The organism is Pseudomonas sp. B329, from assembly GCF_023127835.1.
GTDB classification, from domain to species: Bacteria; Pseudomonadota; Gammaproteobacteria; order Pseudomonadales; family Pseudomonadaceae; genus Aquipseudomonas; species Aquipseudomonas synxantha_A.
In genome coordinates this window covers 57,782-77,269 of the sequence record NZ_SPKP01000015.1, presented here as the reverse complement: position 1 = coordinate 77,269, position 19,488 = coordinate 57,782, and the positions used below count along the sequence as shown (strand labels likewise).

The window sequence follows — 19,488 nt, the reverse complement described above, 5'->3', positions numbered from 1 at the left end:
GCCATGTTCGACGCGCTGTTACGCATGCAATTGGGACCGATCGTCGAACGCTTGGCAGAGATGGAGACCCAACTCGAAGACCTTTACCGCCGCGCTGAAAGCTTCTGCCGGATTGGCATTTGCCAGCAGGTCGATGCGGCTAGCAACACTTGCAAGGTCAGCCACGGTGATTTGCTGACCCCGGCGATCCGCTTTTTCAACCCCAGCGCCGGTGCGCAAACGGAAACCCGCATCCCCACGGTGGGCGAGCAATGCCTGTTGCTTAACTACGGTGGCGGGGAGGGCGGCGTGCAGTCAGTGGCGCTGTTCGGCCTCAACAGTGATCGCTTTCCGCCGGTCTCCAGCGTCGCGACGCTGACCAGGCGTCGCCATCAAGACGGCACCCAAAGCGACTACGACGACGCCAGCCATACCTTCAACTGGGTCAACGGCCCAACCATCGTCAGCGGCTCCCGTGAACAGGTCGACATTAAAGTCGGCGCTGCCAGCCTGACCATGAATGCCCAGAGCATCACTTTGCAAATCGGCGGCACCAGCCTGTTGCTGGATGCTGGCGGAGCTCACTTCAGCGGCCCGGTAGTGGACCATCAAGGACGCGTCATCAGCCCGCGATAAGGACATCCCATGCTCGGAATCGAGAGGAACACCGGCGCAGCCGTCGATGACTGGCTGCAATTTGTGCAGCGCGCCACCCGAGCGCTGACCACCCCCGTGGGCACCCGGCAAAAGCGTCCGTTGTATGGCTCGCTGATCCCGCAGTTGCTCGGGCAAAACCTCGGCGACGACCTGCTGATTCTCGCCCAGAGCCATGCCGCCCAGGCGTTCTACAACACCCATAACGGCATCAGCGATTTTGACCCCCAGGTCATCGTCGCCACTCGCCAAGGCGCCGGCCTGCTGCTGCGGTTTGCCGGTACCTGGAAAAACCGCCAACAAACCTTCGAGGTCGTGACATGAGCATGTTGATCCCCGGCCAGAACCAACTGGCGGAACCGACCATCATCAAGGTGGATGAGTTCGAACCGTTGCTGGCCGAGTTCAAGACGTTTGTCATCGACTACGTCGCCACCCGCGCGCCGCAAAGTGCGGTCAAACTCAAGGCCAGCCTCGACAACGAAAGCGAACTGCTGACCCTGGCCCTGGAAGCGTTTTGCGTGCGCCTGCAAACCCACGAGCGCAAATACAACGCCCGTATCAAGCAGATGCTGGCGTGGTGGGCTACCGGCAGCAACCTGGATGCGCGCCTGGCCGACATGGGCCTGGAACGCCAAGTGCTCGACCCTGGCGACCCGGCGGCTTTCCCTCCCGTGCCGCCCACCCTGGAAAGCGACGACGACGCTCGCCTGCGTTACTACCTGGCGCCCCATGCTCCGGCGGCCGGCTCGCGGATGCAGTATCGCCGCGAAGTGTTCACCCTTGGCGAGCGCCCGGCGGTGAAAGTGCAAAGCGCGACGCCGGGAGTGGTGAGCGTCATCTACACCTTCGATCCGGATGGCTATGCAGCCCAGGTCAAGGACGGCAACGCCCGACGCACCGCACCGGGTGAAGTCATGGTCACTGTGCTTTCCCGCGAGGGCGACGGCACGCCGTCCGCGGACTTGCTTGACGGTGTACGTCGACATTTCGCACGGCCGGATGTAAGGCCGGAGACCGATCTTGTCAGCGTCCAAGGTGCACAGATTCAACCCTACAAAATTCGCGTGGTGGCCAAGATCAACGCCGGCCCGGACTCGGGGCTGACCCAAGTGGCGGCGCAGAAACTGCTGCAAGACTACGCAGAGTCCTGCCATCGGCTGGAAGGGCGGGTCGACCCCAGCTGGATCGACTACGCCATCCACAGTGCCGGAGCTGCGCAACTGCAGATCCTGGAACCGCTGGCGCCGATTGTCAGCACCGCGTTCCAGGCCCCGTATTGCACGGGTGTCGAGGTGGAGGTGCGCACGCTATGAGTGAACCCAACGCGAGTCTGTTGCCGGCCAACAGTTCACCGCTGGAAAGGGCCCTGGACCTGGGCTTCGGCACATTGCTTGAGCGCGTCACGCCGCCGTTTCCAGCGCTGATGAACCCACTTCAAACCCCCAGCGAATTCCTCCCGTACCTGGCCGCCGACCGCGGCGTCAGCGAATGGGATGCCGAGGCCAGCGAGGCGGAAAAGCGCCTGACCGTGGCCTTGTCCTGGCAAATCCAGCGCCAGGCCGGTACGCCCAAGGCGCTGAGTCATGCGGTGGAGTCATTGGGCTTCACTCCCAACATCAGCGCCTGGTATCAGCAGCGCCCCTTGGGTGTGCCTTACACCTTCGACGTACAGGCGATCATCGGGCGCAGTTGGTCCAGCGGCGATCACAACCGGCTGATCCGGCGTATCAATGCGGCCAAGAGTGAGCGCGATCAGGCGACGATCACCATCGTGCATGAAACCGAAGGTCAGCTTGCATTCACGCAAGTGCTCGACGCCCCTTTAAGCGACGGCGAGTTTTATCTAAACGGCGCGTTGCCGGAATTGGCGCTGGTTGCTCGGCTTAACAGTGCCGGGGTTGCCCAGCACTACACCATTAACGACTACGACCTCAGGGCGCAGCCATGACAGATGAAATCACGCGCCTGGTGCGCTTCACTTCCAAAGGTTTGGATGAAGTGCTGCAGGCAAAGAACCAGGGCCTCAAAGGCGAAATCACCCACATCGGCGCCGGCACCAGCCGCTACAACCCCGACGGCACGGAAGTGGCCTTGCGTGACGAGCGCCAACGGGTGGCCATCGTCGATTACGAGGACCTGGGCGAGCGCCAACTCAGGATGGCCGCGCTGTTTGATGGCGACGGCGAGTATGAGATTGGCGAGTTCGGTTTTTACCTCGCAAGCGGGACTTTGCTGGCGGTGTATTCCGTGGCGGGGAAGTTGCTGACATATAAAGCAGCGGCGGCTCGGGTGCTGCAGAAGTTTACGTTGGATGTTTCGCCGTTGCCGGCGGATAGCGTGACGATTGTGGTGGGGAGTGAAAACCTGAACGTATTGTTGGCTGAAGAAATCGCGATCATGGCGGCGGCTTCGGTTGGCAATATGTCCCGCCACCTTGATCTGATGTTTCGGGTCATGCATCTCGAAACGAAGTAATTGCACTGACAAAAGTGCTGGAAAGATTAATTGACAGGGAGTTGATGATGGGACTTGAAACGACTATCACGAAAGTTGTGGATGCATGTAATAAACTGACGGAGACGGTTACCAACCAAATTGGGAAGATTGATGCTCGGGTAGAGGTCGCTTCGAGTCAGTTTACTGCTTGGCGTAATAGTGTGCAGGCTAAGGATATTAATGGTCGTGCTTCTTATACACAAACAATTGATCTTACAGGACTGTCTACTAATATTTTTTATCCGGTCTGGTGGCGTATGCCAGGTAACGAGAGAGGTATGTCGGAAATCATAATTTCCAGAAACTATGGCTTGGACGCAGGCCTCAATCCATTCAACAACAATTTCGAGCCACATGTCGCCGGTCTAAATCTGCAAATGGAGGGTTGTGGGATCCCATGGAATGGGGATGCTAATTTTTTGACTATCAAGCGCATCTCTCAAACCTACCGAGAAACCGTCCGTCGTGCTCAATTCGGGATGTGGTCGTACGTCCGTCCGGTCACTGGCTTGAAGCCCATTTGGCTAAACCAGACACCAGGCACATTGGTCTCGTCCCCGCAGGAATCTGGCTGCTATTTGCGTGGCGGGCTGACGTATATCGTCACCAAGAGCTTTGAGGAGCCTGTGAAGTACAGTCGCTCAGATGCTGAAGTGGAATTGAGTCAAGCAGTGACCCCTGAATATGAAATTTCCTGGAAGGTGAAACCGTTTGCGATAACCGCCACCGAACTTGGAGAAATTTATCCGGAAAGCCGATTGGCTTACACGTTGGATAACGATCTGCGCTACACAGCAAAAGGGGTGTGAAGATGGTTGGATATATCAAAAAACTACTGCTGCCCTCGGGTGAGACGCTGATCAATGTTCCTGCGGACCGCCCAACGCTGATGGCATTGGGGTTTGACGAGGTTCGCGCAGATGAACTCGTCATGCAGGCGGAAAACAGTGCCAAGTTGGAAAGTGTTATCTCTGCGCGTCGTACGTTGTACGTAACTGAAGCTGATCCTTTGTTTCTGGAATGGCAATACGACGACACTCCAGAAAAAGAAAAGGCCTGGCGTGACAAAGTCGCCGAAATCAAGGCGCTCTACCCCCTGCCTGACCGCACCTGATACCCACCGCGAAAGCGGTTTTTTTCGCCTCCCCAAAGCCCCTCATCGCAGGGGCTTTGCCGTTCTACACCCGGAGAATTCCACATATGTCTGATCGCCAAACCTACACCGTCCTCATCCCATTCCCCATCGGTAACGGCCATTGGTCTACCGCCGGCGAGGAGCTGGAACTGCTGGACGTCGAAGCATCCGCCCTGCGCACCGCTGGCCGCCTGGAACTGACCAGCGTCCTCAACTCCACCCCCAAGAAGGCTGAATAATCATGGCTGAGGTTTTGAACTTCGAGCACAACGGCATCACTGTGAATGCCACTGAATCCCCCGAGGCCATGGGTGGCCTTGGCGATAACGTGATCGGCCTGGTCGGCACTGCGCCGAATGCCCATGCTTCGATTCCCAAAAACGCGCCGTTTCGCATCAACAGCTTCACCACCCAGGCGCTGCTGGACCCCACCGGCACCGAGTCGGGCACCTTGTTCCAGGCGGTGTACCAGATCCTCAAAGTGGTCAAGGTGCCGGTCTATGTGGTCATCGTCGAAGAAGGCGCCACCCCGGCCGATACGATCAACAATGTGATCGGCGGCAACGACCCGGTCACCGGCCGCAAGCTGGGCCTAGCGGCCCTGAGCAGCGTGCCTGAAGACCTGACCATCATCGGCGCTCCAGGCTTTACCGGCACCAAGGCCGTGGCCGGTGAGTTTGCCTCCTTCGGCAAGCGCATCAAGGCCCGTGTGGTACTGGATGGCAAAGACGCTTCGGTCGCCGACCAAGTGACCTACAGTGGCGAGCTGGGCGGGGCTGACCTCGGTTTCGACCGTTGCCTGCTGGTGCACAACATGCCGTCGGTGTACTCCAAGGTCGCGAAGAAAAACGTGTTCCTGTCGCCATCCTCGTTGGCCATCGCCGCGCTGGCCAAGGTCAAGCAGTGGGAAAGCCCAGGCAACCAGGTGACCTTCGCCGAAGACGTTTCCCGCGTGGTCGAGTACAACATCCTCGATACCTCCACCGAAGGGGACCTGCTCAACCGCTACGGCGTGAGCTACTACGCCCGCACCATCCTCGGCGGTTTCTCGCTGCTGGGTAACCGCTCCATCACCGGCAAGTTCATCAGCTACGTCGGCCTGGAAGATGCTATCAGCCGCAAGCTGGTCAAGGCCGGCCAGAAAGCCATGGCCAAGAACCTCACCAAGTCCTTCATGGACCAGGAGGTCAAGCGCATCAACGACTGGCTGCAAACCCTGGTGGCCGACGAGACCATCCCTGGCGGCAGCGTATACCTGCACCCGGAATTGAACAGCGTCGAGAAGTACAAGAACGGCACCTGGTTCATCGTTATCGACTACGGCCGCTACGCGCCGAACGAACACATGGTTTATCAACTCAACGCCCGCGATGAAATCATCGAGCAGTTCCTGGAGGACGTTCTCTAATGTTTACCAACCGAGTCAGACAGGCCATTGCGGCCACCCTTCAAGGCCTGCCGTTGTCCGCAACCGTGGAAGAGTTCACCCCGCCGAAGATCGAGTTCGACATGGAGCCCATGTCCGGAGGTCGCTTTATCGCCGAGGAAATGGCCAAGAGCGGCAAGGTGCTCAATGCCAAGCTGGTGCTGCAAGGTGCCGGTCCGGAAATCATGCTGGCCCTGGGCGTGCGCATGGGCGACGACATCCTGCTGAACGTGCGTGAAGCCGGCCAGGACCAGGACGGGAAGACCTACTTCACCTACCACACCGTCGGCGGCAAGCTCAAATCCCTGGAGGAGGCGAAGCTGAAAATGGGCGACAAGGCTACCACCACGCTGGAACTGTCCTGCCGTACCTACAACCGTCTGGAAAATGGCGTTTCGGTGATCGACATCGACGTGCGCACCCAGAAGTTCGTGCTCAACGGCGTCGACATTCTGGGCGATGCGCGCCGCGCCGTGCTGATGCCGTAAGGATAACTGCAATCGAAGCGGGCACGGTCAATGTGGGAGCCGGGCTTGCCCGCGATGCAGGCGACTCGGTGCGTCTGGAGCACCGAGTTGATGCTATCGCAGGCAAGCCAGCTCCCACAGAGACCGCGCTCAGATTGGGATTCCCGTGCTTTTCAATACCGTTCTACAAGGAATTGCCCCATGGCCTGGATGCCACCGTTGCACATCCTGCTGGCTCCGATCACCGCCGACACCGGCGCGACGATCCAGCAGGTTCAGCTCAAACCGTTGTTCTACGCCGCGCAAAAAGACGCGCTGGCCCGGGCCGGTGATGACGAGGACGATCAGTTTTTCGAACTGGCGAAACTCGCCACCGGCCTGTCGGAAAAAGAGCTCGACCAGCTCAAGCGCCCTGACTACGTGAGCATTGCCCAGTACGTACACGAGATGTCGACGCGCCCGACGTCGTTCTTCCTGAATGCGGATGAAGCGACACCCCACGACCAACCCGTCCAGTTGCTATTGCCCCTGGACGCAGCCGGCCGAACCCTGACCGAACTGTCGCTGGAAATGCCTGCCCTGCGTGCCACCAAGGTGATGAAAAAACTCGCCACCAACAAAGAGCGCGCCGAGTTCATCACCGCCCATTGCACCGGCCTGATGATCCCTGACCTGGCCGGCTTGACCGTGCCCGACTGGACGGAACTGCAGGAGCGTATCGACGATTTTTTAAATCAACCGGCGGACTTCTTTCGCAGCGCGACATCGAAGTAATCCTCGATGTGGTGCCGCTGATCTACTCGGTCAATGAGGCGGAGATCCTCGACTGGGACGCCGGAAAAGCATTGCGCCGCTACGACATAGCGATCACTCGCCTTGGCGTTAAACAGGAGTAAGCGGGATGCAAGAAACTCAATTTGGGACCAGGCTCGTCCAGGAGGACAAGCGTTGGCTGCTTGGCGATGCGGACCTGGGCAATGTGCTGGCGCCGTTTTCCGCAGACCTCGCCGCGCCTGTCAGCCTTGAATCGGTACCACAGTCGGCGCCGTTATTGTTGCCGCAGCCGCAGCCGCAGCCGCAACCGCAACCGCAACCGCAACCGCAACCGCTGCCGGAGCTGACCTCGGCGCTGATCACCGTCAGTGTGGACATCAACGCTCTGGCCCAAGAGCAAATTCGGTTGCGCGAAACACTGGAAACGCTCACCAGCACGCTGTTCATTAGCGCCAATTCGCTGTCAACCAAGACGGCAGAGGTCCGCGCGGGAGTCGCAGAAAGCAAGCAGGACAAGCCTGCGTCTGCTACCCCGTCCTGGGGGGAAAAAAGTGTTGAACTGGCCACGGATGCCGTCAAGTTCGTCGGCAAGGAAGTGTTCACCGGTTTGTGGGATAAAGCCAAAGACCGTCTTTCAGGCAAGGCGATTGATGCGGTGGCTGCCAGGTATCCGAAGGGTGCCAAGTGGCTCAAGGACGATAACGGCAAGGGCGCTGAAAAAGGCAAGGACTGTTGCTGCACCGGAGCAGTGCCTGTGCAGATTCGCGGCCCGCTTGATAGCGCTGCCGCACAGTTGCCAGAGAGTGTCGGTGAGACCGCCAGGAAAGAAGAGAAGGCACGCCCCAAAGATAATCCCAGGAGGCCGCGCGGCAAGCGTAACAAGGCCCGTCAAATAAAATCGCGCGAGGTCAAAATCCCAGAGGTCAGAGGGCGGACCGATCTCAAATCGCAGCCTACTGTCACGCCAGCCCCTGCTGCGCCGCCAGTCAATATCATGGGCCAGCCGCAGCTAGCGTTCGACAGCAAACGGGTGAGCGAGACTACACGCAGTATTTCCGGCAACTCATTGACCTCTTACGCAGCCGCTTCGGCAGACCGAGTCGCAGCACAGGGTGGGCCCAAGGGTTTGGCCCCTGGACTGTCGGGGACGCTCGCAAAGCTTGAATCGTCCGCCGTACGCCGCCTTGGCCCGCTGAAGTATGTCGACACCGCCGTGGATGTGATCCAGGGCGTACGCAATGGCGACGCCAAGGCCGTCGGTGCTGGCCTTAGCACCGCTGGCGGCGCCTGGGCGGGAGCATCCGCCGGCGCCGCGCTCGGCACTCTGGTTTTCCCTGGCATTGGCACCGCAGTCGGTGGCGTCATCGGTGGCTTGCTGGGCAGCGAAGCAGGCAGTTGGCTCGGTGACAAACTGTTCAGCGCAAGTGATCGCCTGCCCGCGCCCAACGCGCTGAGCAAGGAACTCAACAGCGCCCGCACCGACAACGTCCAGGTCACGCTTGCACCGAGTATCCAGATCACCGGCGTCAACCCCGCCGATGCCCAGCAGGTCGTCAACCAGGTGATCCAGGCCCTGCAATTTCAATGCGTGCCGATGGTCACCGATTCCCTGGGCATCCGGCGCAACGCGGCACTGGCCGATCCTTCAGGAGGTGATTGATGCGACAACAAATGGTGCTGGGCGACTTTATTTTTGGCTTATCCCGAGGGTTCGCCTATTCCACACTGGCCCGCAACAGCGACGGCGGCTGGAGTGACCTGGCGATTATTGCCAGCAAACCCCAGTCGCGGCAGAACGGCCAGAAGCTGGAAAAACTCACCTTCAGCGGCACGGCCATGTACGCCGTTGGCATGCAGCGCCTGGACGAATTGCGCGCTCTGCAAAATGCGCGGGCGCCGTTGCCGCTGGTCGACGGTATCGGCCGTAACTGGGGCCTGTGGCGGATCAATTCGGTGGTGGAAGCCCAAAGCAATGTGATCGATGACGGCACTGCCATGGTCATGACCTGGACCCTTGAGCTGGAGGAGTTCGTCAATGCGTAGAGTGCGAAGTATTGCCGGTGATTCGGTCAACCTGCTGCTCTACCGTGAGCTGAAGCGTTGCGATGACGCGGCGGAAGAAACCCTCTGGCGCTTGAACCCTGAACTGGCTGAATACGGCCCTGTACTGCCGGCAGGCGTATGGGTGGTCGTGCCTGAGATGCAAGCCCGGCCGGCTGCTGTACGGCCCGTTCTGGCCTGGGATTGAGGAGGTTGCATGGCACACGGATTTACCCCGATCGTAGAGTTCTACGGCGCCAACGCGGCGCTGCTCAATCAACGCCTGATGCACTGGAGCCACACCGACGCCGCGGGCATCCAGACTGACCGCCTGGAACTGACCCTTAACATAGAAGGGCTGGAGGGCTTGCCCAGCCTCAGTGGCAAGATCGGCCTGCGTGTCGGTTACCAGGAAACCGGCTTGGTGGAAAAAGGCGAGTTTGTCGTCACCCAACGCACCCCAGTGTTGTTTCCGATGCGCCTGATGATCGTGGCCACCGCCGCGCCCTTCAGCGAGGCGGATAAAAGCGGCTATCGCCAGCGCCGCTCCGCCAGCCATGGGCCGACTACCTTGGGGGCGTTGTTTCGTCAACTGGTCAGCCGCCATGGTTTTTCACCGCGAGTGGCACCCGCGTTGGACGGCATTGCGATTGCGCACATCGACCAGTCCAACGAAAGCGACATGGCCTTCATCACCCGCTTGGCCAAACGCTACAACGCGGTCACCAAGCCGTTCAACGAACTCTATGTGCTGGCCGAAGCGGGGCAAGCCAAATCACTCTCCGGCCAGCTATTACCGCAAGTGAAATTGTCGGTGACCGAGGACAACCGGCCCGGTGAGCAGGCCTTTATCACCGCCAAGCTCGACGAAAAATCGCGCTCCAAGTACATGGGCAGCCGCGTCAGCTGGTGGGATTCCGGAGCTGGCAAGCAGCGCATGGTCCAGGTCGGGATTGCCCCGTTCAAGACCCTGCGCCAGCGCTGCCAGAACGAAGCCGAAGCCCGCGCCGTGGCCGAAGGCGAACTGCGCCGGGTGGGCCGTGAAGGTTTGAAGCTGCAGATCGATTGCCCCGGTAACCCGTTGCTCGCTGCCGAAGGCTTGCTGGTGCTGGATGAAACCTGGCCTTCGTATATGCAGGGGCGCTGGTCGATTACTCAAGTGACCCACGTTGGCGACCCGGCGACGGGGTATCGCAGTTCGATCATGGCCAGTGGATTGGCGTCTTAGGCGCGGGCAGAAGAGGGAGCTTGAGTTCGTGTATCACTGAAAGCTCGAGCTCAAGAAGGAGGGATGCATGGTTCTATCTGAGCAACAGCTGGTTAAAGTACTACCAAACTCCCGCCTTAAAGCGGGAGTTTTCATTTCGGCGTTAAACACGGCGATGTCCCATCACCAAATCACCACACCTGAACGCACTGCGGCATTCCTCGCCCAAATCGGCCACGAATCTGCTCAGTTGCTCTATGTGCGAGAACTGGGTAGCGATCACTACCTGAGCAAATACGACACCGGTACCCTGGCCGCCCGGCTGGGCAACACGCCCGAGGCGGATGGCGATGGCCAGAAGTATCGGGGCAGGGGGCTTATCCAGATCACGGGGCGTCGCAACTACCTGGCCTGCAGCCGAGCGCTGTTCGGCGATGATCGCCTGCTGCTGCAACCGCAATTGCTGGAGCAACCGCAATGGGCTTGCGAATCGGCAGCCTGGTTTTGGCAGAGCAACGGTTTGAATGAACTGGCCGACAGGGACCAATTCACCGCTATCACTCGGCGTATCAACGGCGGTCTCAATGGCCTGGATGAGCGTTTGCGCTTGTGGGCGCGGGCCAAGGCGGTGTTATGCATCTCCTAAGTGCGTTGCGTTTGATCGGCGTGTGTCTGCTCATGGCGTTTGTTTGGCAGGTCCAGGCTTGGCGATATGGTGCGCAGCTTGAGCTGCAATCAAGCACCCATGCTCAAGCGCTGAACCAGCAAAGGCTGGCAGCACAAAACCAACGCCGGGCTCTGGAGCAACAGCTCAACGTCAACGACCACCAACACACCCAGGAGTTGAGCGATGCCCAACGCAACCAAGCTGCTCTGCGTGACCGTCTGGCCACTGCTGATGTGCGGTTGTCAGTCCTTCTCGACGCCGCCGATTCCGCCACTGGCTGTACAGTGCCTGCCTCCACCACCGCCGGCAGCCTGGTTCATGCAGCCCCGCGAGCCCGACTTGACCCGGCGCATGCTCAGCGAATTATCCGCATCACCGACGACGGCGACAGCGCCCTGATCGCCTTGCGCGCTTGCCAGGCCTATGTGCAGGCCGTCGCGCGTTAGCCTCTTGATGCACTCTGTATCTTGCATGGCCGATAGGCTCCTGTAGGGTAGGCGAACCCCCGCCCACTCCTGGAGACGACCGTGAAGGAAATCACTCAACTGGCCGCTGAACTGGGTCGCCGTTTGCAGGTGCTCAGTGCCCACGTCACCACTGCCGAGTCCTGTACCGGCGGCGGCATTGCCGAAGCCATCACGCGGATCCCGGGCAGTTCGGCCTGGTTCGAGGCGGGCTATGTCACCTATTCCAATCGCCAGAAGACCCGGCAGTTGAACGTGCCGGAAAAACTCTTTTCCAAAGTAGGCGCCGTCAGCCAGGAAGTGGTGGAGGCGATGGCCCGCGGCGCTCAGGAAAAAAGCCTGGCGCGGTTTGCCGTGGCGGTCAGCGGTGTGGCCGGCCCCGATGGCGGCTCGCCAGACAAGCCGGTGGGCACCGTTTGGCTGGCCTTTGCAGTGGGCGACGAGGTGACAGCCGAGCTTGCGCACTTCCCCGGCAACCGCGACGAGGTGCGCCGACAAACGGTAAAAGCCGCACTGGAGGGCTTGTTGCGACGAGCTGCAGCAGAAATCGAGAAACAGGGGTAGGCGATCACCGATCTTTGTGGAACAATACTGTCTACTTATACAGGTGTTGGCCGTCAGGCCTTATTGATTACGTGAGGACTTTAATGGACGACAACAAGAAGAAAGCCTTGGCTGCGGCCCTGGGTCAGATCGAACGTCAATTCGGCAAGGGTGCCGTAATGCGTATGGGCGATCACGACCGTCAGGCGATCCCGGCTATTTCCACTGGCTCTCTGGGTCTGGACATCGCGCTCGGCATTGGCGGCCTGCCAAAAGGCCGTATCGTTGAAATCTACGGTCCTGAATCTTCCGGTAAAACCACCCTGACCCTGTCGGTGATTGCCCAGGCGCAAAAGATGGGCGCCACCTGCGCGTTCGTCGACGCCGAGCACGCCCTGGATCCTGAGTACGCCGGCAAGCTGGGCGTCAACGTCGATGACCTGCTGGTTTCCCAGCCGGACACCGGCGAGCAAGCCCTGGAAATCACCGACATGCTGGTGCGCTCCAACGCCATTGACGTGATCGTGGTCGACTCCGTGGCTGCCCTGGTACCCAAGGCTGAAATCGAAGGCGAAATGGGCGACATGCACGTGGGCCTGCAAGCCCGCCTGATGTCCCAGGCGCTGCGTAAAATCACCGGTAACATCAAGAACGCCAACTGCCTGGTGATCTTCATCAACCAGATCCGCATGAAGATCGGCGTGATGTTCGGCAGCCCGGAAACCACCACCGGTGGTAACGCGCTGAAGTTCTACGCTTCGGTCCGTCTGGATATCCGCCGTACTGGCGCGGTGAAGGAAGGTGACGAGGTTGTCGGTAGCGAAACTCGCGTCAAGGTTGTGAAGAACAAAGTGGCCCCGCCATTCCGTCAGGCTGAGTTCCAGATTCTCTACGGCAAGGGTATCTACCTGAACGGCGAGATGATCGACCTGGGTGTACTGCACGGTTTCGTCGAGAAGTCCGGTGCCTGGTATGCCTACAACGGCAGCAAGATCGGTCAGGGCAAGGCCAACTCGGCCAAGTTCCTGGCGGACAACCCGGATATCGCTGCCACGCTTGAGAAGCAGATTCGCGACAAGCTGCTGACCCCGGCGCCGGACGTGAAAGCTGCCGCTAACCGCGAGCCGGTTGACGAGATGGAAGAAGCCGACACTGACATCTGAAGCAAACGATGACTGTTGTACTGGATACACTCGTCGCCGTTCGGCGCACTGCAATGGACCTGCTCGCTCGCCGCGAGCATGGCCGAGTCGAGCTGACGCGTAAATTGCGTCAGCGCGGCGCAGAGCCTGAGATGATCGAAGCAGCCCTCGACCGTTTGACAGAAGAAGGGCTGTTGTCGGAAGCCCGTTACCTTGAAAGTTTTGTGTCCTATCGAGCGCGCTCCGGTTACGGCCCTGCGCGGATTCGTGAAGAGCTGAGCCAGCGTGGTCTGCAACGTGCCGATATCGACCTTGCCCTGCGTGAGTGCGGTATCAACTGGCTGTCGCAGTTGGAAGACACTTGGCGCCGCAAGTTTGCGGGGCACCTTCCGATTGACGCCAGGGAGCGTGCGAAGCAAGGGCGCTTTCTGAGCTATCGCGGGTTTTCGATGGACATGATCAGCCGCTTGTTGAGCGGCCGCGATATGGACGACTGAACGCCCCAAAACGAAAAGGCCCACTATGAAAATAGTGGGCCTTTTTTTTCGCCTGCAAAAAACTACGCCGGCAGTGACGTCACACGTTGCTGCGTCTTGCCTTGGGCCTGTGCCCAGTTTTCCGGCAGGTTGATGTAATCCACCAATTCACGCAGTCGCCCCTGGTCGCGGCCATTGAAGTTGAACATCAGGCGGGTCAAGTGACTGAACCTTGGTTCGTCATGGTCTTCGCCTGTATAGGCGAGCTGTTGAAACTCGCCACTGAGCCGCAGGCTGGCAAACTCTTGCTGCAAATGGGCCAGAGCACGCTCACTGAGAGGATGGTTCATGCGCACCACAAACTCGCGTTTCAACCAACGGGTGGAGTGGAAGTTGGCATAGAACTGGTTGATTTCATCCACTGCTTCTTCGGCGCTGTAGACCAGGCGTATCAGCTTGAGGTCAGTAGGCAGAATGTAGCGGTTGGCTTCCAACTGGCTGCGGATAAAGTCCAGGGCACCTTGCCAGAACCCACCGCCTGGCGCATCCAGCAACACTACTGGCACCAGCGGGCTCTTGCCAGTCTGGATCAGGGTCAGTACTTCCAAAGCCTCGTCCAGGGTGCCGAAACCGCCTGGGCACAACACCAGCGCATCGGCTTCCTTGACGAAGAACAACTTGCGGGTAAAGAAGAAGTGGAATGACAGCAGGTTTTCGGTGCCATCGATGGTGGGGTTGGCGTGCTGTTCAAAGGGTAGCGTGATATTGAACCCCAGGCTGTGCGCCAGGCCCGCGCCTTCGTGGGCTGCCGCCATGATGCCGCCGCCACCGCCGGTGATCACCATCAGGTCGGAGCGCGCCAATGCTGCACCCACCTCTCGGGCCAGTGCATACAGTGGGCTTTCCACAGGTGTACGTGCCGAGCCGAACACCGTCACCTTGCGCCGGTCCTTGAATTGTTCGAGTAAGCGAAATGCATGGTCCAATTCACGAATGGCGCGCAGGGTGATCTTGGCATTCCAGCGATCCCGGTCGTCCTGGGCCATGCGCAGAACGGTAAGGATCATGTCGCGATAAAGGGGGATATTCGGGCTGTTGGGGGCGATCAACTGGATTTGCGCGTCGACCTGCTGCGTGAGGTCGGTCCCGTTTTCTTCAAAATGACGAAGCAACTGATCATTGGATTCATAAGGCATTCAACTTCTCCTTCTTTACAGGGCCTGGATAGTCGACGAGAGCGTCGTCGGGGCCACGACACTGCATGTGTCGTTGCATGCCACAGGAGGGCAGGCCGCGTATGCCCTGAAAGTGTTACAGAACAGCATTGAAGTAGCTGTGGGCGGGCGTATGGGATGGCTTGATCATGGGCCGAAAAACCCTTGGCTGGCAACCGCTTATTGGTTACTCATCGCGTAGTTTAGTCGTTGGCAGGAGCTGGAGCGGGGGAGTGCGCGCCGCTGGACAGCCGCGCGCGAGGGTTTAGCAGTGGTTACTTTTTCTTCTTCGCCGGAGCCGGGCAATCCGCTTCTACGAACTTGACCGATGCCACAGGGCGGTTGCTTTTGTTCTCGGTGATTTCATAGCGCATCACTGCGCCCTTGGCCATCAGCTCGCGGTAGCCTGGGTTGGTGCAGACGCTGCGGCCGAGCTGGAAATACACAGCCTTGGGGTTGGCACGCATCTGTTCGGCACGATCAGGCTGAACGCTGAGGTGATCAATCAGCTGCATACCTTCAACGGTGTAGGCCACTTCCAGGGTCTTTTCATCAATTTCCCGGGGCAGGTCCTTGTTGCTTTCGGCCGCGACGCTTTGCAGTTTCCTGTTCATTTGAGCCTCCAGCAGCGAGGCCGCGTGGGCGCCCATAGGCAAGACCAACGCTATGGCGAGGGATGGGGCAACAAGGCGCAGCATGGAACGCAGCATGAAACTCTCCTGATTCGGTTACTGGTGCATAGACCAGCCACTGCGCTGTGCGTTCAGTGGCGCGCAATTATAGGTGAGCCCTTGCCACTACAGCCAGGCGTATCGCTGGTAAACTGCGGGACTTCTGCTTTTCACGAGTTTCTTCCGTGCCGATTCCCTTTTCTTCGCCGCGTGCCCGATGAGCCACGCCGTTTCCCGTTTGCGTGCTCAGCGTCTGGCGCGTGCCGTCAGGCCGTTTCTTAATCGTGGTTCCCGAGCTGAGCGTTGCCCCGGCTGTCGGGTAATTCCCGAGTACTGCTTATGTGCCTGGCGGCCCCAGGTACAAGCCAAGTCGGCCATGTGCCTGTTGATGCATGACGTTGAGCCGATGAAACCCAGCAACACGGGTTGGCTGATCGCTGATGTCATACACGACACCACTGCATTCGCATGGTCGCGCACCGAAGTCGACCCCGATTTGCTCAGATTGTTGGCCGATCCGCAGTGGCAGCCATATATTGTCTTCCCCGGTGAATTCGTGGCACCAGAACGGGTGGTCAGTGAAGTGCGCATGGAGGAGGGCAAGCGCCCGCTGTTTATCTTGCTGGACGGCACCTGGAGCGAAGCGCGCAAGATGTTTCGCAAAAGCCCCTACTTGGAGCACTTGCCGGTACTGAGCCTGGCGCCAGAGCAGTTGTCACGCTACAAACTGCGGCGTTCCAAGCGTGATGACCATTTCTGCACCGCCGAGGTGGCGGCACTTTGTCTGGAGTTGGCCGAAGACGTGGCCGCCAGCGAAGTGTTGGATGCCTATCTCGATGTATTCAGCACCCATTACCTGGCTGCCAAGTTCCAAATGCCGCTGGACCCGATGGACGCTGTGCATACTCGCCTTGCACCCTACATCCCGGCGGTATAACCAGACGACGTTTGCATGATGGCACCGTAAACCTGCAACCCGCTAAAATGCCCGCGGGCGTAGTGCTTGACCCTCCAGGCTACGCTGGTCATGCTGGGCGCCGATTGGGGCGCAACCGTGAATGCCTGACGTCGTTTCAAGTGCTTTTGACGTTGAGCAGGCCCTGTGGCGATAGCTGCCAGGCCGTCGCCTTGTGTATTGGTGAGCCCTGAACCATCAGGGCTGCCATAAAAAACAGGATCATTTAACCAATGGCCACATACGAAATCCTGATAGCCGATGACCATCCGCTGTTTCGCAGCGCTCTGCATCAGGCAGTCACCCTGGGGCTTGGCCCTGATGTTCGCCTGGTCGAAGTGGCCAGCATCGCCGAACTGGAAGCTCGCCTCACCGAAAAATCCGACTGGGACCTGGTGCTGCTTGACCTGAACATGCCCGGTGCCTACGGCTTTTCCGGGCTGGTGCTGCTGCGCGGGCAATACCCGCAGATCCCCGTGGTGATGGTCTCGGCCCAGGAGGAAGCCGACGTGGTGGTGCGCTCCAAGGAGTTTGGCGCCAGTGGCTTCATTCCCAAGTCCAGCGCGATGGAAGATATCCAGAAAGCCGTGCGCGCGGTATTGGACGGCGATGTGTCCTGGCCGCCCCAGGCGTTTGAACAAATCAACGTGTCCGACGAAGCCAAGGCCGCCCGTGATGGCCTGGCCAGTCTCACACCCCAGCAGTTTCGGGTGCTGACCATGGTCTGCGAGGGTTTGCTGAACAAGCAGATTGCCTACGAATTGAGCGTGTCGGAAGCGACCATCAAGGCCCATGTAACGGCGATTTTCCGTAAGCTGGGAGTGCGTACCCGGACCCAGGCGGCGTTGCTCTTGCAACAACTTGAGTCAATCTCGCAACATTAAGTTACAGCCGCTTCACGCTTTTTTGACTTTGCGTGATCTAGCTTCCCCACTTCTTTGGTTCAGTTGCCTACATCTATGTCGCCTTTCAAGGGTCAAACCGGTATCAAACGTATCTTCAATGCAGGGGGCTATTCCCTGGATGGTCTGCGCGCAGCTTTCACCGGCGAGGCGGCGTTCCGTCAGTTGGTGTTGTTGAACGTCATCCTGATCCCTTTGAGCTTTTTCCTGCAGGTCAGCCGGGTCGAGCGAGCACTGCTGATTGCGGTGTGCCTGCTGGCGTTGATTGTCGAATTACTCAACTCTGCGGTAGAAGCGGCCATTGACCGTATTTCCCTGGACCGCCATCCGCTGTCGAAGAACGCCAAGGACATGGGCAGCGCCGCGCAATTTGTGGCACTGACCATGATCACCCTGGTGTGGGCGGTGATCCTGATCTAACGATCAGGCAATACTCGGCAGTACGATCTCGTCGCTGCGCTGCACCCCGGCGGTGAAAGCGCGGCACAGTTCGAGAAACTCGCGCATCGCCGAGGTCTGGTATTTCTGCTTATGCCAGATGAAGTAGAACTGCCGGGCCAGGTCCAGATCCGGGGTTTCCACCGGTACCAGGCTGCCGCGGCGGAACGCGTCGCGCAGCGCCAGCCGCGAAATGCAGCCGATCCCCAACCCCGACTCCACTGCCCGCTTGATCGCCTCGGTGTGTTCCAATTCCAGACGGATATTCAGCGCGCTGCGATGATGGCGCATGGCCTGGTCAAACGTCAGGCGCGTGCCCGAGCCTTGTTCGCGCAGGATCCACGCCTCGTGGGTCAACTCATCCATGCTGGCCACGCCACGTTTGGCCAGATGATGCTGGGGCGCACAAAACACCACGAGCTCGTCTTCTACCCAGGTTTGCACCTCGATATCCGGGTGGCTGCAGTCACCTTCGATTAGACCCAGGTCAATTTCGTAGTGCGCTACCTGATGCACGATATGTGCAGTGTTCTGCACATGGAGTTTCACCTGGCTTTCGGGATGCTGCTGCATAAAGCTGCCAATCAGCAGCGTCGCCAAGTAATTGCCGATGGTCAGGGTCGCGCCGACCGCCAAGGAGCCGAAGCCGGACTTGCCGTTGAGCAGGTCCTCGATCTCTTTGGCCTGGTCCAGCAGTGCAACCGCCTGGGGCAATAGCTGGTGACCGAGGGCGTTGAGACTCAGGCGTTTGCCGGCGCGGTCGAACAATTGGCAGCTGGATTGACGCTCCAGCTCGGTGATCGACGTGCTGGCGGCGGATTGAGATAAGGCCAGAAGGCCAGCAGCGCGCGAGACGCTTTCCTGCTGGGCGACGGCGACGAAAACTTGCAGTTGACGGAGAGTAAATCGCATATCGATATAACCGATAACCCTTATCTTAATAATCCAGTTAACAGATATTGTCGCCGCCATTAGAATGCTGTGCAATTGCGCATCCTTACCTTTGGCGCAGACCCATTTCCAGGAGTCCCCCGTACATGAGCAACATGAACCACGAGCGTGTCCTCAGTGTTCATCACTGGAACGACACTCTGTTCAGCTTCAAGTGCACCCGCGATCCGGGCCTGCGCTTCGAGAACGGTCAGTTCGTGATGATCGGCCTGCAACAGCCCAACGGCCGCCCGCTCATGCGCGCTTACTCGATTGCCAGCCCGAACTGGGAAGAGCATCTGGAATTCTTCAGCATCAAGGTGCCGGATGGCCCGCTGACTTCCCAATTGCAGCACTTGAAGGAAGGCGACGAGATCATCATCAGCAAAAAACCGACGGGCACCCTGGTGCTTGACGATTTGAAGCCGGGCAAACACCTGTACCTGCTCAGCACCGGCACTGGCCTCGCGCCGTTCATGAGCGTGATCCAGGACCCGGAGACCTACGAGCGTTTCGAAAAAGTCATCCTGTGCCACGGCGTGCGCTACGTCAACGAAGTCGCCTACCGCGAATTCATCACCGAGCACCTGCCGCAGAACGAATTCTTCGGCGAGGCCCTGCGTGACAAGTTGATCTACTACCCGACCGTGACCCGCGAGCCGTTCGAAAACGAAGGCCGCCTGACCGACCTGATGCGCAGTGGCAAGCTGTTCAGCGACATCGGCCTGCCACCGATCAACCCCGAAGACGACCGCGCCATGCTGTGCGGCAGCCCAAGCATGTTGGATGAGACCAGCGAAGTGCTGAACAGCTTCGGCCTGAAGGTTTCGCCACGGATGCGTGAGCCGGGCGATTACCTGATCGAGCGTGCGTTCGTCGAGAAGTAATACCGCGTCAGTAAGCAG

At 59.3% G+C, this 19,488-nt stretch carries 27 protein-coding genes; 24 read left to right on the top strand and 3 right to left on the bottom strand.

Features of this window, described 5'->3' with window-relative positions:
* The first annotated feature begins 3 nt into the window (after positions 1–3).
* From E4P00_RS10060 to recX, 20 genes are all read left to right on the top strand, one after another.
* Entirely contained in the window at positions 4–615 is a 612-nt protein-coding gene (locus E4P00_RS10060; RefSeq protein ID WP_216090816.1) for a phage baseplate assembly protein V, read from the top strand.
* A gap of 9 nt (positions 616–624) precedes the next feature.
* Entirely contained in the window at positions 625–957 is a 333-nt protein-coding gene (locus tag E4P00_RS10055) for a phage baseplate protein (RefSeq protein WP_148852484.1), read from the top strand.
* Positions 954–1,949: a baseplate J/gp47 family protein gene (locus E4P00_RS10050; RefSeq protein ID WP_248131329.1), complete on the top strand. Its 996-nt coding sequence runs from the start codon at positions 954–956 to the stop codon at positions 1,947–1,949. Before E4P00_RS10055 ends, E4P00_RS10050 begins: the two co-directional genes overlap by 4 nt.
* Entirely contained in the window at positions 1,946–2,584 is a 639-nt protein-coding gene (locus E4P00_RS10045; protein WP_248131326.1) for a phage tail protein I, read from the top strand. Before E4P00_RS10050 ends, E4P00_RS10045 begins: the two co-directional genes overlap by 4 nt.
* The gene (locus E4P00_RS10040; protein ID WP_248131324.1) at positions 2,581–3,111 is read left to right on the top strand and encodes a phage tail protein; all 531 of its coding nucleotides are present in this window, start codon (positions 2,581–2,583) and stop codon (positions 3,109–3,111) included. Before E4P00_RS10045 ends, E4P00_RS10040 begins: the two co-directional genes overlap by 4 nt.
* Before the next feature lie 47 nt (positions 3,112–3,158).
* Positions 3,159–3,941, top strand: a complete 783-nt coding sequence (locus E4P00_RS10035) for a phage tail protein (protein WP_248131322.1) — start codon at positions 3,159–3,161, stop codon at positions 3,939–3,941.
* A 2-nt stretch (positions 3,942–3,943) separates the two neighbouring features.
* Positions 3,944–4,246: a hypothetical protein gene (locus E4P00_RS10030; RefSeq protein WP_248131320.1), complete on the top strand. Its 303-nt coding sequence runs from the start codon at positions 3,944–3,946 to the stop codon at positions 4,244–4,246.
* Between the two features lie 86 nt (positions 4,247–4,332).
* Positions 4,333–4,506 carry a hypothetical protein gene (locus E4P00_RS10025; RefSeq protein WP_164484409.1) on the top strand — a complete coding sequence of 58 codons (174 nt, stop codon included), beginning with the start codon at positions 4,333–4,335 and terminating at the stop codon, positions 4,504–4,506.
* A 2-nt stretch (positions 4,507–4,508) separates the two neighbouring features.
* Positions 4,509–5,675, top strand: a complete 1,167-nt coding sequence (locus tag E4P00_RS10020; RefSeq protein ID WP_078820425.1) for a phage tail protein — start codon at positions 4,509–4,511, stop codon at positions 5,673–5,675.
* The gene (locus tag E4P00_RS10015) at positions 5,675–6,181 is read left to right on the top strand and encodes a phage major tail tube protein (protein ID WP_005785401.1); all 507 of its coding nucleotides are present in this window, start codon (positions 5,675–5,677) and stop codon (positions 6,179–6,181) included. Before E4P00_RS10020 ends, E4P00_RS10015 begins: the two co-directional genes overlap by 1 nt.
* A 180-nt stretch (positions 6,182–6,361) precedes the next feature.
* A complete protein-coding gene (locus E4P00_RS10010; RefSeq protein WP_216090819.1) occupies positions 6,362–6,934 on the top strand; it encodes a phage tail assembly protein in 573 nt (190 codons plus the stop codon).
* Positions 6,935–7,061: 127 nt separating this feature from the next.
* On the top strand, positions 7,062–8,594 hold the full coding sequence (locus tag E4P00_RS10005; protein ID WP_216090820.1) for a tail tape measure protein: 1,533 nt from the start codon (positions 7,062–7,064) through the stop codon (positions 8,592–8,594).
* Positions 8,594–8,977 carry a phage tail protein gene (locus E4P00_RS10000; protein WP_078820428.1) on the top strand — a complete coding sequence of 128 codons (384 nt, stop codon included), beginning with the start codon at positions 8,594–8,596 and terminating at the stop codon, positions 8,975–8,977. The genes E4P00_RS10005 and E4P00_RS10000 overlap by 1 nt, the downstream gene beginning before the upstream one ends.
* Positions 8,970–9,182 carry a tail protein X gene (locus tag E4P00_RS09995; protein WP_078820429.1) on the top strand — a complete coding sequence of 71 codons (213 nt, stop codon included), beginning with the start codon at positions 8,970–8,972 and terminating at the stop codon, positions 9,180–9,182. Before E4P00_RS10000 ends, E4P00_RS09995 begins: the two co-directional genes overlap by 8 nt.
* A 9-nt stretch (positions 9,183–9,191) precedes the next feature.
* Complete coding sequence (locus E4P00_RS09990) at positions 9,192–10,202, top strand: contractile injection system protein, VgrG/Pvc8 family (RefSeq protein ID WP_078820430.1); 1,011 nt, start codon at positions 9,192–9,194, stop codon at positions 10,200–10,202.
* 67 nt (positions 10,203–10,269) lie between these two features.
* Positions 10,270–10,827, top strand: coding sequence for a glycoside hydrolase family 19 protein (locus E4P00_RS09985; RefSeq protein ID WP_032877504.1), 558 nt, complete (start codon positions 10,270–10,272; stop codon positions 10,825–10,827).
* Positions 10,815–11,294 carry a lysis system i-spanin subunit Rz gene (locus tag E4P00_RS09980; RefSeq protein ID WP_032877503.1) on the top strand — a complete coding sequence of 160 codons (480 nt, stop codon included), beginning with the start codon at positions 10,815–10,817 and terminating at the stop codon, positions 11,292–11,294. Before E4P00_RS09985 ends, E4P00_RS09980 begins: the two co-directional genes overlap by 13 nt.
* Positions 11,295–11,375: 81 nt before the next feature.
* On the top strand, positions 11,376–11,876 hold the full coding sequence (locus E4P00_RS09975) for a CinA family protein (RefSeq protein WP_005785452.1): 501 nt from the start codon (positions 11,376–11,378) through the stop codon (positions 11,874–11,876).
* Positions 11,877–11,959: 83 nt separating this feature from the next.
* On the top strand, positions 11,960–13,018 hold the full coding sequence (recA, locus tag E4P00_RS09970) for a recombinase RecA (protein WP_005785454.1): 1,059 nt from the start codon (positions 11,960–11,962) through the stop codon (positions 13,016–13,018).
* Positions 13,019–13,026: 8 nt separating this feature from the next.
* Positions 13,027–13,494 (top strand): recombination regulator RecX, encoded by a 468-nt coding sequence (gene recX / locus E4P00_RS09965; protein ID WP_248131317.1) that lies wholly within the window; start codon positions 13,027–13,029, stop codon positions 13,492–13,494.
* A gap of 62 nt (positions 13,495–13,556) precedes the next feature.
* On the opposite strand, the gene E4P00_RS09960 is transcribed toward recX, so the two are convergent.
* Both E4P00_RS09960 and E4P00_RS09955 read right to left on the bottom strand, forming a co-directional pair.
* On the bottom strand, positions 13,557–14,669 hold the full coding sequence (locus E4P00_RS09960; protein ID WP_248131315.1) for a TIGR00730 family Rossman fold protein: 1,113 nt from the start codon (positions 14,667–14,669) through the stop codon (positions 13,557–13,559).
* 293 nt (positions 14,670–14,962) lie between these two features.
* On the bottom strand, positions 14,963–15,397 hold the full coding sequence (locus tag E4P00_RS09955) for a PA3611 family quorum-sensing-regulated virulence factor (protein ID WP_216090822.1): 435 nt from the start codon (positions 15,395–15,397) through the stop codon (positions 14,963–14,965).
* 178 nt (positions 15,398–15,575) lie between these two features.
* Here E4P00_RS09955 and E4P00_RS09950 point away from each other — a divergent pair, with 178 nt between their 5' ends.
* The 3 genes from E4P00_RS09950 (at position 15,576) to E4P00_RS09940 (ending at position 17,635) form a co-directional block, all read left to right on the top strand.
* The gene (locus E4P00_RS09950) at positions 15,576–16,295 is read left to right on the top strand and encodes a tRNA-uridine aminocarboxypropyltransferase (protein WP_032877499.1); all 720 of its coding nucleotides are present in this window, start codon (positions 15,576–15,578) and stop codon (positions 16,293–16,295) included.
* Between the two features lie 251 nt (positions 16,296–16,546).
* Positions 16,547–17,197 carry a response regulator transcription factor ErdR gene (gene erdR, locus E4P00_RS09945; protein ID WP_032877498.1) on the top strand — a complete coding sequence of 217 codons (651 nt, stop codon included), beginning with the start codon at positions 16,547–16,549 and terminating at the stop codon, positions 17,195–17,197.
* A 75-nt stretch (positions 17,198–17,272) separates the two neighbouring features.
* A complete protein-coding gene (locus tag E4P00_RS09940; RefSeq protein WP_003189051.1) occupies positions 17,273–17,635 on the top strand; it encodes a diacylglycerol kinase in 363 nt (120 codons plus the stop codon).
* Positions 17,636–17,638: 3 nt separating this feature from the next.
* Here the strand turns inward: E4P00_RS09940 and E4P00_RS09935 are convergent, their stop codons facing one another.
* A complete protein-coding gene (locus tag E4P00_RS09935; protein WP_010212678.1) occupies positions 17,639–18,565 on the bottom strand; it encodes a LysR family transcriptional regulator in 927 nt (308 codons plus the stop codon).
* A gap of 125 nt (positions 18,566–18,690) precedes the next feature.
* Between E4P00_RS09935 and fpr the strand changes: the two genes are divergently transcribed.
* Positions 18,691–19,470, top strand: coding sequence for a ferredoxin-NADP reductase (fpr, locus tag E4P00_RS09930; protein WP_003189055.1), 780 nt, complete (start codon positions 18,691–18,693; stop codon positions 19,468–19,470).
* Positions 19,471–19,488: the final 18 nt, after the last annotated feature.

Bases quoted from the DNA above. Each gene is read 5' to 3' on its own strand.
- E4P00_RS10060 (WP_216090816.1), top strand. From the start codon at position 4: ATGTTCGACGCGCTGTTACGCATGCAATTGGGACCGATCGTCGAACGC.
- E4P00_RS10055 (WP_148852484.1), top strand. From the start codon at position 625: ATGCTCGGAATCGAGAGGAACACCGGCGCAGCCGTCGATGACTGGCTG.
- E4P00_RS10050 (WP_248131329.1), top strand. From the start codon at position 954: ATGAGCATGTTGATCCCCGGCCAGAACCAACTGGCGGAACCGACCATC.
- E4P00_RS10045 (WP_248131326.1), top strand. From the start codon at position 1,946: ATGAGTGAACCCAACGCGAGTCTGTTGCCGGCCAACAGTTCACCGCTG.
- E4P00_RS10040 (WP_248131324.1), top strand. From the start codon at position 2,581: ATGACAGATGAAATCACGCGCCTGGTGCGCTTCACTTCCAAAGGTTTG.
- E4P00_RS10035 (WP_248131322.1), top strand. From the start codon at position 3,159: ATGGGACTTGAAACGACTATCACGAAAGTTGTGGATGCATGTAATAAA.
- E4P00_RS10030 (WP_248131320.1), top strand. From the start codon at position 3,944: ATGGTTGGATATATCAAAAAACTACTGCTGCCCTCGGGTGAGACGCTG.
- E4P00_RS10025 (WP_164484409.1), top strand. From the start codon at position 4,333: ATGTCTGATCGCCAAACCTACACCGTCCTCATCCCATTCCCCATCGGT.
- E4P00_RS10020 (WP_078820425.1), top strand. From the start codon at position 4,509: ATGGCTGAGGTTTTGAACTTCGAGCACAACGGCATCACTGTGAATGCC.
- E4P00_RS10015 (WP_005785401.1), top strand. From the start codon at position 5,675: ATGTTTACCAACCGAGTCAGACAGGCCATTGCGGCCACCCTTCAAGGC.
- E4P00_RS10010 (WP_216090819.1), top strand. From the start codon at position 6,362: ATGGCCTGGATGCCACCGTTGCACATCCTGCTGGCTCCGATCACCGCC.
- E4P00_RS10005 (WP_216090820.1), top strand. From the start codon at position 7,062: ATGCAAGAAACTCAATTTGGGACCAGGCTCGTCCAGGAGGACAAGCGT.
- E4P00_RS10000 (WP_078820428.1), top strand. From the start codon at position 8,594: ATGCGACAACAAATGGTGCTGGGCGACTTTATTTTTGGCTTATCCCGA.
- E4P00_RS09995 (WP_078820429.1), top strand. From the start codon at position 8,970: ATGCGTAGAGTGCGAAGTATTGCCGGTGATTCGGTCAACCTGCTGCTC.
- E4P00_RS09990 (WP_078820430.1), top strand. From the start codon at position 9,192: ATGGCACACGGATTTACCCCGATCGTAGAGTTCTACGGCGCCAACGCG.
- E4P00_RS09985 (WP_032877504.1), top strand. From the start codon at position 10,270: ATGGTTCTATCTGAGCAACAGCTGGTTAAAGTACTACCAAACTCCCGC.
- E4P00_RS09980 (WP_032877503.1), top strand. From the start codon at position 10,815: ATGCATCTCCTAAGTGCGTTGCGTTTGATCGGCGTGTGTCTGCTCATG.
- recA (WP_005785454.1), top strand. From the start codon at position 11,960: ATGGACGACAACAAGAAGAAAGCCTTGGCTGCGGCCCTGGGTCAGATC.
- recX (WP_248131317.1), top strand. From the start codon at position 13,027: ATGACTGTTGTACTGGATACACTCGTCGCCGTTCGGCGCACTGCAATG.
- E4P00_RS09960 (WP_248131315.1), bottom strand. From the start codon at position 14,669: ATGCCTTATGAATCCAATGATCAGTTGCTTCGTCATTTTGAAGAAAAC.
- E4P00_RS09955 (WP_216090822.1), bottom strand. From the start codon at position 15,397: ATGCTGCGTTCCATGCTGCGCCTTGTTGCCCCATCCCTCGCCATAGCG.
- E4P00_RS09950 (WP_032877499.1), top strand. From the start codon at position 15,576: ATGAGCCACGCCGTTTCCCGTTTGCGTGCTCAGCGTCTGGCGCGTGCC.
- erdR (WP_032877498.1), top strand. From the start codon at position 16,547: ATGGCCACATACGAAATCCTGATAGCCGATGACCATCCGCTGTTTCGC.
- E4P00_RS09940 (WP_003189051.1), top strand. From the start codon at position 17,273: ATGTCGCCTTTCAAGGGTCAAACCGGTATCAAACGTATCTTCAATGCA.
- E4P00_RS09935 (WP_010212678.1), bottom strand. From the start codon at position 18,565: ATGCGATTTACTCTCCGTCAACTGCAAGTTTTCGTCGCCGTCGCCCAG.
- fpr (WP_003189055.1), top strand. From the start codon at position 18,691: ATGAGCAACATGAACCACGAGCGTGTCCTCAGTGTTCATCACTGGAAC.